The sequence below is a fragment of the Micromonospora sp. DT231 genome (assembly GCF_049847025.1).
In the GTDB taxonomy this organism is placed as follows: Bacteria; Actinomycetota; Actinomycetes; order Mycobacteriales; family Micromonosporaceae; genus Micromonospora.
Map to the genome: position 1 here is coordinate 1 of NZ_JBNCNO010000011.1, position 15,451 is coordinate 15,451.

Sequence of the window (15,451 nt, forward strand, 5' to 3'; positions counted from 1 at the left end):
GCGGGGAAGTTCGTGCCCGGCAGCCCTGGAGGGGCCGGCGTCGGGCGGGGGTGTAACGGTGCGGGCTGGCGGGTCATGCCGCCTAGCCGGCGGCTCGGCTGTCAGGGGCCCTCGGCCGTCAGGGGTGCTCGGCTGTCAGGGGCCCTCGGCTGTCAGGGGTGCTCGGCCGTGTGGTGGTGTAACCGTCCGGACCGGCTGCGCATTCCGCCTTACCGGGGCCCGGCCGTTGTGGCACTTGGCGGTGCGGGGGATGTAACCGGGGCGGCCTGCCGGGTGTTCCCGGCCGAGGTCGCGCACTCGGGACTCGTCAGCGGTGGAGGCCGGGCACCAGGACTTGATGGTCGCCGTGGCGTGCCAGGTATAACGACCCCGCCCGGCCGACGATTCCGCCCCGGAGACGGCCCGACCGCCCGACACCCGCTGGTAAACCAGACAAACCAGACAGGGCACCACTTCGCCCGCTGAGCACCCTCCGATTCGGCAGCCTCTCCAGCTTGATCGACTCGGGTTTGGTGAAAGCGCGGTGTCCCGGCGCCGGAGACACCCCGACATCATGAAACGCGAGTGGATCATGCCCGAATGCGTGGTTTGCGCCGGGGATCCGCCGCTGGGGGCAGGTGGACCGTCCAGAGAGGGCGGAGGTGGTCAGGCGGGGTCGCGGCGCTCTGCCGCGTCGCCGGCCTGGGCGTGCCGTTCCCGCAGGCGCTGCCGGATCTCCTCCGGGGTGTACGCGCGCCGACGTCGTTCGGCCCGCGCGATGACCACGCCGGAGGCCGCCACGCCAGCGAGGCCGGCCAGCCCGAGGACCTTCCACCACCGCAATCCTTGCCGCATCGGCCTAGGCTAGTCCCTCATGAGCATCAGCCTGGATGAGGCCGTCGAGTTGACCCGTACCGGAGACGTGTGGGTGTTCCGGGGTCGCAGCGTGCCGGACCGGGCGATCCAGTCCCTTACCAACAGTCCGGTCAACCACGTCGGGATGGCGGTCGTGCTGGACGACATGCCCCCGTTGATGTGGCACGCGGAGCTGGGCAGGTCGTTGCCGGACCTGTGGTCGGGCACCCACCAGCGCGGCGTCCAACTGCACGACCTGCGGGACGCCGTCTGCGTCTGGGCGAACAGGTACGGCCAACGGGCCTGGCTGCGGCAGCTCGACCCGCCGGCCGACGCTGAGATGGAGCGGGCGGTGCTGCGGACGATCGCGCGGTTGGACGGCACGCCGTTCCCGTCGACGGCGCAGTTGGCGTGGCGCTGGGTACGTGGTCGGGTGCCGACGCTGCCGCTTCCCGGCCGCCTGTCCGCGCTGCCGCTTCCCGGCCGCCTGTCCGCGCTGCCGCTTCCCGGCCGCCTGTCCGCGCTGCCGCTCGCCGGTCGCCTGTCCGCGCTGGCGCGCCCCGCTCGGCCAACACCTGCGCCAACCCCGGGACCAACCCCGGCCACCCCCGGCAGCCCGGCCACCCCCGGCAGCCCGGCCGCCCCCGGGAGCCCGACCGCCCCCGGTAGCCCGGCCACCCCCGGGAGCACGGCCACCTCGGCGGGGGAGCGGGACCGGGCGTTGGAGACGGCGTACTGCGCCGAGGTGGTGGCGGTGACCTATGAAGCCATGGGGTTGCTGCCGGCGGGGCGGCGTCCGAACTGGTATGACCCGGGGCGGTTCTGGAGTGGGGACGACCTTGGCCTGGCCGCCGACGCCCGGTTGGGTTCGGAGATCGAGGTACGGGTGCCGCCGCGCTGAGGTTTGACCTGGGCGGTGACTGGCAACTGCTGTGACCGTGACCGCCTCCACGGATCTTGACACGTTGGCCGACTTCTTCGACAGGTACGGCGTGGCGTTGACCTCCGGCGACCTGCCGGCCATCGCTGGCTGTTACGCCCTGCCGGGGTTGGTGGTGGCCGACACCTACAGCTTCTCGTTCACGTCCGCGGCGGCGGTGGCGCTGTCCTTCGTGGGTGCCGCGCCCGACTACCAGGACCGGGAGTTGGTCGCGGCCCACGCCCGGATCGAGGACGTGCAGCCGCTGTCCGCGTCGTTGACGATGGTGGCCGTGGAGTGGGAGTTCCTGGACAGTCGCGGGCAGGCGGTGCCGGGGGAGCGGTACCGGTACCTGCTGCGGCTCGCGGATGGTGGACCACTGATCTGCACGGTTGTCCGGACGGGCTGACCGACCCGGGCCGGTTGGCCCGATCCGTACCCGCCGGGTTTCCGCTGGGTACGGTGCTGGCTACGCTGTCGCCTCGGTGGGACGAGGGGAGACCTGATGGCGGTGCGGCCGGACGGTGCGGCAGGGTCACGAGCTGCGCGATTGTTGGCGTCGATGCCGTGGGTCGTGGTGTTGCTCGGTGTGTGTGCGCTCGTGGTGCTCCTGGTGATCGCGCTGCTGTCGTTCCGGACCAGGGAGCGGGACGCCGCGCCGCGGGCCGCGCCTTCGGTGTTCCTGCCGACCGTGCCGGCCGCCGCGTCGGCCACCGGCGGGCCGACTCCGGCCGCCGTGGAGCGGCGCTCTGTGTCGCCGCGGCCGTCGCGCAGTAGTCGGGCGCCGTCGCCGCGGGCCACCGTGACCGGCGCACCGACTCCGGGACGGACGAGCGCGTCGGCGGTGCCGGTCGTGCCGACGGCGTCGGTCGTGCCGGCGGACGGCGCGGTGGGTGCCCGCTACCAGGTCGGTACGAACGGCTGGGACGGTGACGCCGCGGTGCTGTCGATCGTGAACGAGTCGAGTCGGTCGGTGGACTGGCTCGTGGAGCTGGCGTTCGACGACGACCTGTGGGCTCTGCGGATCACCGACGACTCGGGCATCTCGGTGCGGGGTCGGGGGGACGGCAGGTTCGTGGTGCGTGGCACGCGTTCGTTGGAGGCGGGTGACTCCCGGACGCTGCGGCTGCGCGTCGGCTGGGGTGAGTCGGCGCAACGGCCGCTCCGGTGCACGATCAACGGGGTCGACTGTCGACTCGGCTGAGCCGCTTCCGGCTCCGGCCGCCGATCGCTAGGCTGCCCGGACGGTGCGCTGAGGGAGGTACATGTCCGGCATGCGTCGTGCCCCGCGACTGTCGCACGGTCCGGCTGCGATCGTGTCGTCGCCCTGGATCGTGGTGGGCGCTGGTGTCCTCGTGATGGTGGTCCTGCTCTTCATGGCTCTGGGCGCGTACCGGGGGCGTAGTCCCGCGCCGGACGGCGCGCCGGTGCCGCCGGTGGTGCCGCTGCCCACGGGCGTGGGTGCGTCGAGCGCTCCCGGCCCGGCGTCGTCGTCGCCCCCGCCGGTGCGGCCGGGGTTGTCCGGGCGGGCGAGTGGATTGCCGCCGAGCACCCCGTCCGGGTCGCGGTCACCGTCGGTCGGCGCGTCTGCCGGCGCGACGGGGGGTGCGCCGGTGGTCACGCGGTCACCGAGTGGGGCGCCGCAGGGGCAGCCGGCGATGAGCGGGCGGTACCGGGTGGTGCAGAGCTTCGACGGCGGTTTCATCGGCGAGGTGGCGATGGTCAACGGGTCCGCCGTGAGTCGTGGTTGGACGGTCCGGTTGGAGTTCTCCGGTGGGCGGTTGGTGACCACCTGGGTGGAGGGTGTGCCGCAGGGGACGCTTCGTCAGTCCGGCGACGGTTTCACCTACGTCAGTGGGGTGGACGTGCGGCCCGGCGGTGCGGTGTCGTTGCGGTTCCACCTGGAGCGGACGTCCAGCACCCCGCGGGTCTGCACGGTCGACGGCGTGCGCTGTAGCGGATTCTGAGCGGCCCTTCCGCAAGGATGCTGCTGTGTTGCGACCGTGTTTGCAAGTGATTGCAGAATGTTTCGGCAAGGGTTAGCGTGCGGCGCATCAGCGACCAGAGGAAGGCGTCGATGAAACCCTCGCCGATACCGCGTTCCGCCCTGCTGGCTCTCGTCCCTCTGCTCACCCTCACGCTCGTCGGCACTCCGGTCGCCGCGCACCGGCCCGGCGCCGCCACGGACCCCCGGCCGTCCGGCACCGACACGTTGGCCGGCACCGACACGAAGGCCGGCACCGGAGCGGTGCAGTGGCGTACCGAACCCTCCACCGAGGCGCTGCTGAAGGCGGGCGGGAACTCGGCGCGGGCCGAGCAGTTCTACTTCGTGCTGCCGGACCGGTTCGCCAACGGCGACCCCCGCAACGACCGGGGCGGCCTGACCGGTGACCGGTTGCGGACCGGGCTCGACCCGACCGACAAGGGCTTCTACCACGGCGGTGACCTCAAGGGCGTCATCGACAAGCTGGACTACATCCAGGGGATGGGCACCACTGCCATCTGGCTCGCCCCGGTCTTCAAGAACCGGCCGGTGCAGGGCGCCGGCAACGACATCTCGGCCGGCTACCACGGCTACTGGATCACCGACTTCACCCAGGTGGACCCGCACTTCGGCACCAACGAGGACATGAAGCGGCTGGTCACACTCGCCCACCGGCGTGGCATCAAGATCTACCTCGATGTGATCGTCAACCACACCGCCGACGTGATCAAGTACGCCGAGAACTCCTACGCGTACGTGGACAAGGCGACCTCGCCGTACACCGACGCGCAGGGGCGGGCGTTCGAGGACCGCAACTACGCCGACGGCAGCCGCGCGTTCCCGCCGGTCGACAAGGAGTCCTTCCCGTACACCCCGGTTCTTCCCGAGCCGGGTGACGCGAGCGTCAAGGTACCGGCGTGGCTGAACGACGCGACCATGTACCACAACCGGGGGGACTCGACCTTCGCGGGCGAGAACAGCGAGTACGGCGACTTCTTCGGCCTCGACGACCTGTGGACCGAGCGCCCCGAGGTGGTGCGGGGGCTGACCAAGGCGTACGGGGACTGGATCGGCGCGATCGGCGTCGACGGGTTCCGGCTGGACACCGTGAAGCACGTCAACATGGAGTTCTGGCCGCAGTTCAGCCAGGGCATCCAGCGGGCCGCCGAGAAGGCCGGCAAGAAGGACTTCTTCATGTTCGGTGAGGTGTACAGCGCCGACCCGGAGATCAGCTCCCGCTACGTCCGTCAGGGTGGGTTGCCGGCCACCCTCGACTTCGCCTTCCAGGAGGCCGCGCGCGGTTACACCACAGGCGCCGGCTCGGCGCGGGCGCTCGCCGACGTGTACGCCCGCGACGACCTCTACGCCGCCCGGGACACCGACGCCGGCCGGCTGACCACCTTCCTCGGCAACCACGACATGGGCCGGATCGGCTCGTTCGTCGCCGGCGGTGGCACCGACCCGGCCAGTCACCTGCGCCGCGACCAGCTCGCGCACCAACTGATGTTCCTGACCCGCGGCCAACCGGTGATCTACTCCGGCGACGAGCAGGGCTTCACCGGGCCCGGCGGGGACAAGGACGCCCGGCAGGACATGTTCGCATCGTTGGTGCCCGACTACCTCGACGACGACCTGCTCGGCACCGACCGCACCCACGGCAGCGACCAGTTCGACACCGACCACCCGCTGTACCGGACCATCGCCGAGCTGGGCCGGCTGCGCCAGGAGCACCCTGCCCTGCGCGACGGCGTGCAGGTCACCCGGTACGCCGCCGACGGCCCGGGGGTGTTCGCCGCCTCCCGGATCGCCCCCGCCGACCGCACCGAGTACGTGGTGGCGGTCAACAACGCCGACACCGCGCAGACTGTCACCGTGGACACCTGGTCGGCCGGCGCCACCTTCACCGGCATCTACGGCAGCGCGAGCGGCGAACAGACTGGCAGCGCGAGCCGCGAACAGGCCGGCAGCGCGAGCGGCGAACAGACTGGCGCCGACGGCAGGCTGACCCTTACCGTGCCGCCGCTGTCGGCGGTGGTCTACCGGGCCGGCACCCCCGTCGCGCAGGCGGCCGGCAAGCCGACCGTCACCATCACCTCTCCCGCCCCGGACGCGCCGGTCGCCACCCGGGCGGCGGTCACCGCCCAGGTCACCGGTGACCCCCTCGCCACCGTCACCGTCGCCGCCCGGGTCGCGGGTGGGCGGTGGACGGTGCTGGGCAGCGCCGACCACGCGCCGTACACCGTGCAGCACGACCTGACCGGCCTGGCCGGCGGCACCCGGGTCGAGTACAAGGCGGTGGTCCGTGACGGCCGGGGTCGTACCGCGACCGCCCGGTCCACCGCCACCGTGGGTACGCCTCCGCAGGGCGCTTCCCGGGAGTGGGCGGTGGTGCACTACCAGCGCCCCGCGGGTGGGTACGACGACTGGGGGCTGTACGCCTGGGGGGACATCGACCCGGCGTACGTCACCGAGTGGCCGAAGGGGCAGCCGTTCGCCGGGGAGGACTCCTACGGCCGGTTCGCCTGGGTGAAACTGAAGCCGGGCGCGACGTCGGTGAACTTCCTCGTTGTCGACAAGGCCGGCACGAAGGACGTCGCCCAGGACCGCAGCATCGACGTCACCCGGACCGGCGAGGTCTGGCTGAAACAGGGCGACCCGGCCGTCTACCCGAGCCGGCAGGCGGCCACCGGTGAGCCGGACCCGCCGGTCGAGGAGGGCACCGCGGTCATCCACTACCGGCGGGCCGACAACACCTACGACGGCTGGGGTCTGCACGTGTGGGACGGCGCGGCCAACCCGACCGAGTGGTCGACGCCACTGAAGCCCACCGGGACCGACGCGTTCGGGGCGGTGTTCCGGGTGCCGCTGGCCGCCGGCGCGACCGGGCTGAACTACATCATCCACAACGGCGACACCAAGGACCTGCCCGACGATCAGCGACTCGACCTGGGCGGCGCCGGCCGGGAGGTGTGGCTGCTCGCCGCCACGCCGGGGCGGTTGCTGCCGAAGACGGCGACCACCGCGGGCGGGGACACCGACATCGGCAAGCAGAAGGCGCACTGGATCGACAGGTCCACGGTGGCGTGGCAGACACCGCCGACCGACGGCAGGACGTACGCGCTCGTCGCCGCGCCCACCGGCGGGGTCAGCGTGGTCGACGGGGAGCTGAGCGGGGCGTACACCACGTTGCCGTTGCGGGCGCAGCGCAACGGGCTCACCGAGGCGCAACGCGACAGATTCCCGCACCTGTGGTCGTACCGTAGCTTCGCCCTTGATCGACGCGACCTGGCGAAGGTCCCGGCGGCGCTGCGGGGGCAGGTGCTCGTCACCGAGCGCGACGCGAAGGGTGCCCTGCTCGCGGCGACGGGTGTGCAGATCCCCGGGGTGCTCGACGACGTGTACTCCCGGGCCACCGACGCCACCCTCGGCCCGACGTTCGACGGCCGGACGCCGAGCCTGGCGCTGTGGGCGCCGACCGCGCGGACCGTGCGGCTGCACCTGTTCGACTCGCCGAGCGCGTCGCCCAGGATCGTGCCGATGCGCCGCGACGACCGCACCGGTGTCTGGTCGGCGCGCGGCACCGCCGCCTGGGTGGGCAGGTACTACAGGTACGAGGTGCAGGCGTGGCAGCCCGCCGCGCAGAAGATGGTCACCGCCGTGGTGACCGACCCGTACTCGGTGGCCCTGGCGGCGGACTCCACGCACAGCCAGCTCGTCGACCTGAACGACCCGGCGCTGGCCCCGGCGGGCTGGGGGACGCTGCGCAAACCGGCCTCGGTGCCGGCGGCGAAGGCGCAGATCACCGAGCTGTCGGTGCGGGACTTCTCCATCGCCGACGAGACCGTGCCGGCCGAGCGGCGGGGCACGTTCCTCGCCTTCACCGACCCGAAGACCGCCGGCATGACCCACCTGAGGGCCCTCGGCGACGCCGGTGTCACCCACCTGCACCTGCTGCCGGCGTTCGACTTCGCGACGATCCCGGAGCGGCGGGCCGACCAGCGTCAGCCGGCCTGCGACCTGGCCGCGCTCCCGCCGGACTCCGCCGAACAGCAGACGTGCGTGGCGGCGGTCGCCGACACCGACGGCTACAACTGGGGGTACGACCCGCTGCACTACACCGTGCCGGAGGGCGGCTACGCCGTCGACCCGGCCGGCGCGGCGCGGACCACCGAGTTCCGGCGGATGGTCGCCGGGGCGAACGACGCCGGGCTGCGGGTGGTGATGGACGTGGTCTACAACCACACGGCCGCGGCCGGCACCGACCCGAAGTCGGTGCTCGACCAGGTGGTGCCCGGCTACTACCACCGGTTGGTGGAGGACGGCACGGTCGCCAACTCCACCTGCTGTGCCAACACCGCCCCCGAGCACGCCATGATGGGCAAGCTGGTCGTCGACTCGCTCGTCACCTGGGCGCGGCAGTACAGGGTGGACGGGTTCCGGTTCGACCTGATGGGTCACCACCCGAAGGCGAACATCCTGGCCGTACGCCGGGCGTTGGACCGGTTGACAGTCGCCCGCGACGGCGTGGACGGCCGGTCGATCCTGCTCTACGGCGAGGGCTGGAACTTCGGCGAGGTAGCCAACGACGCCCGGTTCGTGCAGGCCACCCAGGCCAACATGGCCGGCACCGGCATCGGCACCTTCAACGACCGGCTGCGGGATGCCGTGCGCGGCGGTGGGCCGTTCGACGCCAACCCGCGGGCGCAGGGCTTCGCGTCGGGGCTCTACACCGACCCGAACGGCGACGACGTCAACGGGTCACCGGCCGAGCAGAAGGCCCGCCTGCTGCACGCCCACGACCTGATCAAGGTGGGTCTGACCGGCAACCTGCGCGGCTACCGGTTCACCGACACCGCCGGGCGGCAGGTCACCGGGGCGCAGGTGGACTACAACGGCTCCCCGGCCGGGTACACCGCCGCGCCGGGGGAGGCCGTCACCTACGTCGACGCGCACGACAACGAGATCCTGTACGACGCGCTGGCGTACAAGCTGCCGCAGGCCACCTCGGCGGCCGACCGCTCCCGGATGCAGGTGCTGGCGCTGGGCACGGTGGTGCTGGGACAGGGCACCGGGTTCGTCACCGCCGGCACCGAACGGCTGCGGTCGAAGTCGCTGGACCGCAACTCGTACAACTCCGGCGACTGGTTCAACCAGATCCGCTGGGGATGCGAGCGGGGCAACGGGTTCGGCGCCGGCCTGCCGCCCGCGCCCGACAACGAGGACAAGTGGCCGTACGCGGTGCCCCTGCTGGCGGACCCGGCGCTGGTGCCGGACTGCGCGGCGATCGACACCACGAACGCCCGGTACGCCGAGCTGCTGCGCATTCGGGCGTCGTCGCCGGTGTTCGGGTTGGCCACCGCCGAGCAGGTGCAGCGGCGGGTGGCGTTCCCGCTGTCCGGTGAGCAGGAGACGCCGGCCGTGCTGACCATGACGCTTGACGCCCGCGGGCTGGGCGGGGCGTGGACGTCGGTGACTGTCGTCTTCAACGGCACCCCGTCGGCGGCCACCCAGACCGTCACCGGACTTCGCGGTGCGGACGTGGCACTGCACCCGGTGCTCGTCGAGTCGGCCGACGAGGTGCTGCGTACCGCCTCGTTCGACCGGGCGGCCGGCACGTTCACCGTACCGGCGCGCAGCGTGGCGGTGTTCGTGCAGAGGTGACGACGTGAACCGGCCCCCTTCCGCGTGGTGCGGAAGGGGGCCGGTCCGTTGTGCTTGTCACCCTTGGTGCTGTGCCGGTTGATCAGGCGAAGCAGTTCTCGATGGTGCCGCCCGGAATGGCCAGGCAGTTGGTCGGACGGTTCGCGGTGATGGCGGACTTGTCGTCCACGTTCACCTCTCCGAAGAAGCTGAAGACACCGCCCGGCTCGAAGGTGGAGAAGTTGTGGGCGACCTTCGTCTTCGACAGGTTGACCTCGCCGAAGATGTTGAAGATGCCGCCGCCGACCCCGATCGGGCCCACGGCCCGGTTGCCGACAACCTCGCTGTCGCGCAGCGTGGTGACGCTGTCGGCGTTGAAGAGCCCGCCGCCGAAGAAGCCGGCGGTGTTGTCCTTGATGTTGCTCTTCTCGAACGTGACCACGCTGTCGAAGGCGATGGCCACACCGCCACCGACGCCGGCGGTGCTGTTCTTCTCCACAGTGACGTTGTGCAGGTTCAGCTGGCTGTCCGCCGCGGCGATACCGCCACCAGCGAGCACCGCGGTGTTCGAGGCGAACTTGGTCTCGTACGCCGTGGTGTTGCCCTCGATGTCGAGGTAGCCACCACCGAAGCCGAGCGTCTCGTTGTCGGTGATCTCGGCCTTCTTGAGCTCGACCGTTCCGCCGTCCACGTCGTCGGTGAAGATCTCCGCGGCGCCGTTGGAGATACCGCCACCACCGATGACTGCGGTGTTGTCGGTGATCTTCGACTCCTCGACCTTGAGCAGGCCGGCGTTGAAGACGCCGCCACCGAAGAAGAAGGCGGTGTTACGGGTGACGGTGCTGTGCCAGATCTTCGTGGTGCCGAAGTTGGCCACACCACCGCCGTTGCCGCCCGACTGGTTCAGGACGACCTCGGACTCCAGGATCTCGGCGGTGCCGCCCGGCTGGACCAGGATTCCGGCGCCGTCGTTCTCCTCGGGCTCCTCGACGAGCGGCGTGACGACGCCCGGCGTGACCTTCTTGGTGACCTTCGGCGCGGCCTTCAGGCCCGCCTTCGGGTTGGCCTGCCGGACGGTGAGCGCCTGGGTCAACGGGGTGCCCGCCTTCACCTGCGCGGCGAGCGCCTCGGAGTCCGAGTAGGCGGCCCAGACGGCGTTCGGCTCGACACCGTTGAACAGTTCGAGGGTCTGGCCGCCCTTGATGGTCAGGCCCTTGATGGTGAGGTGACCACCGGCGCCGACGTTGAGGATGCGGAAGTAGTCGGCAGTTGCTTCCCGGGAGATCGTGGTGTGCTCACCCTTGAGGGTGATGTTCTCCGTGATCACCGGGAGGCCGTTGCCCTCGTAGTCGTTGCGGGTCAGGTTGTAGGTGCAGCCCTTGGCCAGCTCCAGCACACCGCCGTGCTTGTTGTTGGCGAACACGATGGCCTGAATCAGCTTGTCGGTGTCGCAGGGCACCTCCTTCCCGCGCTCGTGGTCCTTGTCCCGGTCCTTGTCCTTGTCCCGGTCCTTGTCCTTGTCCCGGTCCTTGTCCTTGTCCCAGTCGCGCCCCTCGTCACCCCGCTGGTCGCCGTCCTTGCTGACCTGCGCGGTGTTCCAGTTCAGGCCGACCGCTCCGGCGCTGCCCGCGACGCCCACCGCCGCGAGACTGATCACGCCCGTCAAACCGGCCACGCCACTGGCGAGCCAGAGCTTGCGACGGCGTTTGGCCGTCGCCCGCCCGGAGGCTTCGTTGTTCGTTAGGTAGTTGGACATCGGAGCTCTCTGCCCTCTCCTCGTACCAGACAGGGTCGCCGCCGTCAGACGGGTGTCCCCTGCTACAAATCGGTTGTAGCTCCCAAAACCACCGTATGAGAAGGTTCCTCGCCTCGCGGGCTTATCCGAGAGAACCCCACATTCGGTTCATATGCCGTCCACGGCGTCGTGGACGCCTCGGCCCGGCACACGAGCCCCAAGACCGACCGCAGGCCCCCTGAGCTGCCTAAACAGGCACGCCCCTCCGGACCGCAACCGGCCGGAGGGGCGTGCCCTCTCTATGTGGTTCAGCCCCACCCGATCAGGCGAAGCAGTCCGAAACGTTGAAGCAGTTGGTCGGGCGGTTGGCAGTGACCGCGGACTCGTCGTCGAGCGTCACGGTGCCGCCGATGCTGTTGAAGATGCCCCCCGGCTCCAGGGTGGAGAAGTTGTGCGCGACCGTCGTCCGGTGGAGCCTGACCTCGCTCCCCTCGTCGTTGACGATCCCGCCGCCGCGGGCGAACGGACCGACGGCCCGGTTGCCCACCACCTCGCTGTCGCGCAGCGTGGTGACGCCGTCTTCGTTGAAGAGGCCGCCGCCGCCGGAGCCCGCGGTGTTGTCCTTGATCCTGCTGTTCTCGATCGTCGCGACGCTGTCGGAGGTCACGAACACGCCGCCACCGTCGCGAGCCGCGCTGTTCTTGGCCACCGTGGCGTCCTTGAGGGTGAGCTGGCTGTCCGCCACCGCGACGCCACCACCCTCGATCACCGCGTTGTTGTCACTGACAGTCGTCTGGTGCAACGTCGTGGTGCCCTCGACATCCAGCACGCCGCCGCCGAAGCCGAGCGTCTCGTTGTCGGTGACCTCGCTCTTGTAGACCCAGACCGAACCGCCCACAACGCCCTCGCTGCGAATCGCCGGCGCGCCGTTGGAGATGCCACCGCCACCGATGATTGCGGTGTTGTCCTTGATCTTCGACTCGTCGACCTGGAGTACGCCGGCGTTGAAGATGCCGCCGCCGACGAAGAAGGCGGTGTTGTGCGCGACAGTCGTCTTGCTGAGCCTGGTGCTGCCGAAGTTGGCCAGCCCACCGCCGTTGCCGCCGGACTGGTTGTAGAGCAACTCGCTCTCCAGGATCTCCGCCCGTCCACCGGGCTGCACCAGCACCCCGGCCCCGTCGTTGAACCCGGGCTCCTCCACCAGCGGCACCACCGCAGCCCCGGCCGGCGCCGGCGTCGCCACCGCGGCTACCGGCGTGGCGGCCGTTACCGCGGCGTTGGCCTTGGCTGCTGCGGCCTCGGCTCCAGCGCCCTTGACCGCTGCGGCCTCGACCGCTGCGGCCTCGACCGCTGCGGCCTCGACCGCTGTGGCCTCGACCGCTGTGGCCTTGACCGCTGCGGCCTTGGCTTCTGTGGCCTTGGCTTCGGCTTCAGCGGCCTTGACCGCTGTGGCCTTGGCCTCAGTGGCCTTGACCGCTGCGGCTTCACTGGCCTTGACCGCTGCCGTCGAGGTCTTGGCACCCGTCGTGGGTGTGGCCGCGGTGGGCTTGGCGGCCGTTGTCCCCGCGGCCGTTGTCCCCGTGGGCTTTGCAGCCGTGGGCTTGGCGGCCGTTGTTGCCGCGCTGGGCTTGGCGGCCGTAGCCGCCGCCGGCTTGGCTGCCGCTGCCGCCTTTGCGGTGGACGCCGAGGCCGGCGTGCCGGCGGGCGCGGTGGTGACCGCAGGCTTGGGCGCCGTGCCGGCCGCGACGGACCGGGCCGAGTAGGGTGCCCAGACCGTGGCCGGGTCGGCGGTCACCGATTCCTGAAGGGTCTGGCCGCCCCTGATGCTCAGGCCCTTGAGGGTGAGGTGCCCGCCGGGGCCGACGTTGAGGATGCGGAAGTAGTCGGCGGTGGCCTCACGGCCGAGGGTGGTGTGCTCGCCCTTGAGGGTGATGTTCTCGGTGATCACCGGGAGGCCGTTGCCGTCCTGGTTGCGGGTCAGCGTGTAGGTGCAGCCCTTGGCCAGTTCCAGCACCCCGCCGTCCTCGTTGTTGGCGAAGGTGATCGCCTGGATCAGTCTGTCGCTGTCGCACGGGACCTGCCTGCCGCGGTCCTTCTCCTCGTGCGTGGCGTCCCGGCCCGACCGGTCGCCGTCGCCGCTCCAATCGTCGCCGCTCCAGTCGTCGTCCCGACCGCCGTCCTCGTGGGCGCCGTCTTTCTTGGCACCGTCGTCCTTCGTGCCAGCGGAGTCGCTGACGGTCTGCCGATTTGTCGACGGCTGCGTGTCGGACGCCCGGTTGGAGGCGGGCTTGTCGTCCCGAGCGGCCACGCCGCCGAGAGCCGCCAGGCCCACCACGCCGGTCAGCCCAGCCACGCCGGCGACCCAGAGCGCCCGCCGTCGTCGTGTCGGCGGAGCCGCCGAGGCCCCGCCGTCGGTACTCGTTACGTCGTTGGACATCAGAGCCTTCCGCCCTTTCCTGCTACCAGACGGGATCGCACCGCCCGAGGCGCCACGACCAGCTACAAATGGGTTGCAGCCTCTGATCCCCACCGTATGAGAACCATCTTCGCGATGCGGACTTATCCGAGATAACCCCGCATTCGGCGCAGGTTGGATGAGGTCGGGCAGGCAGGAGGGTTGATCCACTCGGGTTCAGGGATGACGCGGCGTCCGCGTGGTCGGGGCAGCGCGACGTCCGTGAAGCCGAGTGGATCTTGCCGAGAACGGCAGCGGCGTCGCCGGCGGCCGGTGGTCGGCCGGCGGCGACGCCGGTGCGGTGCGGGTTGGAGCCGGGTCAGGGCTCGTGCGGGTCAGCCGGGCAGGCGGGGGCCTGCCTCGCGCTGCTCGGCCAGCCAGGTCTCCACCTCGTCGGAGGTGCGCGGCAGCGCGGCCGACATGTTCACCGCGCCGGTCGAGGTGACAAGTACGTCGTCCTCGATCCGGATGCCGACGCCGCGCAGCTCGGCGGGGACCAGCTCGTCCTCCGGCTGGAAGTACAGACCGGGCTCGACGGTGAGCACGTAGCCCTCGCCCAGCGCGCCGTCGCGGTAGGTCTCCTTGCGCGCGTTGGAGCAGTCGTGCACGTCGAGGCCGAGCATGTGGCCGAAGCCGTGCAGCGTCCACCGCCGGTAGACGGTCGACTTCTCGTCCATCGCCTCGTCCACGCTCACCGGCAGCAGGCCCAGCTCGGACAGGCCCTCGGCGAGCACCCGCATGCAGGTCAGGTGGACGTCCTTGAACGCCACCCCGGGGCGGATGGCGTCGATTCCGGCCTGCTGCGAGGCGTACACGATGTCGTAGACCTGGCGTTGCAGGGCGGTGAACCGCCCGTTGACCGGCAGCACCCGGGTCACGTCGGCGGTGTAGAGGTTGCGGCCCTCGACGCCCATGTCCATCAGCAGCAGGTCACCCGGCCGGGTGGCGCCGTGGTTGTGTACCCAGTGCAGGATCGTGGCGTGCTCGCCGGCGCCGACGATCGAGCTGTATCCGACGTCGTTGCCGTCGTGGCGGGCCCGCAACGCGAAGACGCCCTCCAACAGCCGCTCGGAGACGGCGCGGTCGGCCGGCAGGATCCGGGCCACGTCCTCGAAGCCGCGTACGGTGGCGTCGATCGCATCCTGGAGTTGGCCGATCTCCCACTCGTCCTTGACCAGCTTCATCTCCGACAGGGCGATGGCCAGCTCCCGGTCGCGGGGCGGTTGGCCCTCGGCGCGCGGTCCGTCGTAGGCGCGGACGGCCGCGTCCACCTGGGCGTCGAACCCGCGCAACACCCGGGTACGCCCCGGCGCCAGGTCGGCGAGCGTCGCCTCCAGCCCGGTCAGGTCGGCGGTGGGCAGGCCCAGCTCGGTCGACTTCTCGCTGAGCGTGTGTCGCCGGCCCACCCACAGCTCGCCGTTGCGGCTGCGGAAGAACTCGTCGGTCTCCCGGGACGAGCGGGGCCGCATGTACAGCGTCGCGTCGTGCCCCGAGCCGTTGGGGCGCAGCACCAGCACGCTGTCGGCGTCGTGGTCGCCGGTCAGGTAGGCGAAGTCACTGCCCGGCCGGAACGGGTAGTCGGTGTCGTTGGCCCGGACCTTCTCGGTGCCGGTGGGGATGACGAGCGTCTCGCCCGGGAAGGCCGCGGAGAGCGCGGCACGCCGCTTGGCGTAGTTGGGCGTCTCCGGGCGGGGCGTCACGGGGAGCGCGGTGTCGCGCCAGCCCTGCCGCATGAAGGACAGGAACGCCTCCGGGAAGTCCGGATCGTGCGATTCCGTGCCGTCCGTCGGCGTACCGTCGGTTTGTCCCTCGGTCATTGCGCCGCTCCCTCCGCCTCGTTGCTGATCTCGACGGTACCGCGCGCCCGGTTCCCGGTGGCGACCC

The 15,451-nt window shown here is 71.0% G+C and carries 10 protein-coding genes; 5 read left to right on the forward strand and 5 right to left on the reverse strand.

The genetic code is table 11. The annotated features are described in order from the left end of the window. Nucleotides 1-645 precede the first annotated feature (645 nt). Entirely contained in the window at nt 646-834 is a 189-nt protein-coding gene (locus tag ACPXBU_RS24850; RefSeq protein ID WP_425760048.1) for a hypothetical protein, read from the reverse strand. A gap of 19 nt (nt 835-853) precedes the next feature. Here ACPXBU_RS24850 and ACPXBU_RS24855 point away from each other — a divergent pair, with 19 nt between their 5' ends. The 3 genes from ACPXBU_RS24855 to ACPXBU_RS24865 all read left to right on the forward strand — a co-directional run bounded on the left by ACPXBU_RS24855 (nt 854) and on the right by ACPXBU_RS24865 (nt 2,957). Continuing rightward, on the forward strand, nt 854-1,735 hold the full coding sequence (locus tag ACPXBU_RS24855; RefSeq protein ID WP_425759868.1) for a hypothetical protein: 882 nt from the start codon (nt 854-856) through the stop codon (nt 1,733-1,735). 37 nt (nt 1,736-1,772) lie between these two features. Next, nucleotides 1,773-2,162, forward strand: a complete 390-nt coding sequence (locus ACPXBU_RS24860; protein ID WP_425759869.1) for a hypothetical protein — start codon at nt 1,773-1,775, stop codon at nt 2,160-2,162. Between the two features lie 153 nt (nt 2,163-2,315). Further along, nucleotides 2,316-2,957, forward strand: a complete 642-nt coding sequence (locus ACPXBU_RS24865; protein WP_425759870.1) for a hypothetical protein — start codon at nt 2,316-2,318, stop codon at nt 2,955-2,957. A gap of 27 nt (nt 2,958-2,984) precedes the next feature. Here ACPXBU_RS24865 and ACPXBU_RS24870 read toward each other — a convergent pair whose 3' ends face one another. Beyond that, the gene (locus ACPXBU_RS24870) at nt 2,985-3,374 is read right to left on the reverse strand and encodes a hypothetical protein (RefSeq protein ID WP_425759871.1); all 390 of its coding nucleotides are present in this window, start codon (nt 3,372-3,374) and stop codon (nt 2,985-2,987) included. 37 nt (nt 3,375-3,411) lie between these two features. On the opposite strand from ACPXBU_RS24870, the gene ACPXBU_RS24875 reads away from it, so the two are divergent. Both ACPXBU_RS24875 and pulA read left to right on the forward strand, forming a co-directional pair. Further along, entirely contained in the window at nt 3,412-3,720 is a 309-nt protein-coding gene (locus ACPXBU_RS24875; RefSeq protein WP_425759872.1) for a cellulose binding domain-containing protein, read from the forward strand. A gap of 110 nt (nt 3,721-3,830) precedes the next feature. Further along, on the forward strand, nt 3,831-9,398 hold the full coding sequence (pulA, locus tag ACPXBU_RS24880; protein ID WP_425759873.1) for a pullulanase-type alpha-1,6-glucosidase: 5,568 nt from the start codon (nt 3,831-3,833) through the stop codon (nt 9,396-9,398). Nucleotides 9,399-9,480: 82 nt separating this feature from the next. Here pulA and ACPXBU_RS24885 read toward each other — a convergent pair whose 3' ends face one another. The 3 genes from ACPXBU_RS24885 to ACPXBU_RS24895 form a co-directional block, all read right to left on the reverse strand. After that, nucleotides 9,481-11,133, reverse strand: coding sequence for a hypothetical protein (locus ACPXBU_RS24885; protein ID WP_425759874.1), 1,653 nt, complete (start codon nt 11,131-11,133; stop codon nt 9,481-9,483). 301 nt (nt 11,134-11,434) lie between these two features. Then, the gene (locus tag ACPXBU_RS24890) at nt 11,435-13,738 is read right to left on the reverse strand and encodes a right-handed parallel beta-helix repeat-containing protein (protein WP_425759875.1); all 2,304 of its coding nucleotides are present in this window, start codon (nt 13,736-13,738) and stop codon (nt 11,435-11,437) included. 164 nt (nt 13,739-13,902) lie between these two features. Beyond that, the gene (locus ACPXBU_RS24895; RefSeq protein ID WP_425759877.1) at nt 13,903-15,384 is read right to left on the reverse strand and encodes an aminopeptidase P family protein; all 1,482 of its coding nucleotides are present in this window, start codon (nt 15,382-15,384) and stop codon (nt 13,903-13,905) included. Between the last annotated feature and the right edge of the window lie 67 nt (nt 15,385-15,451).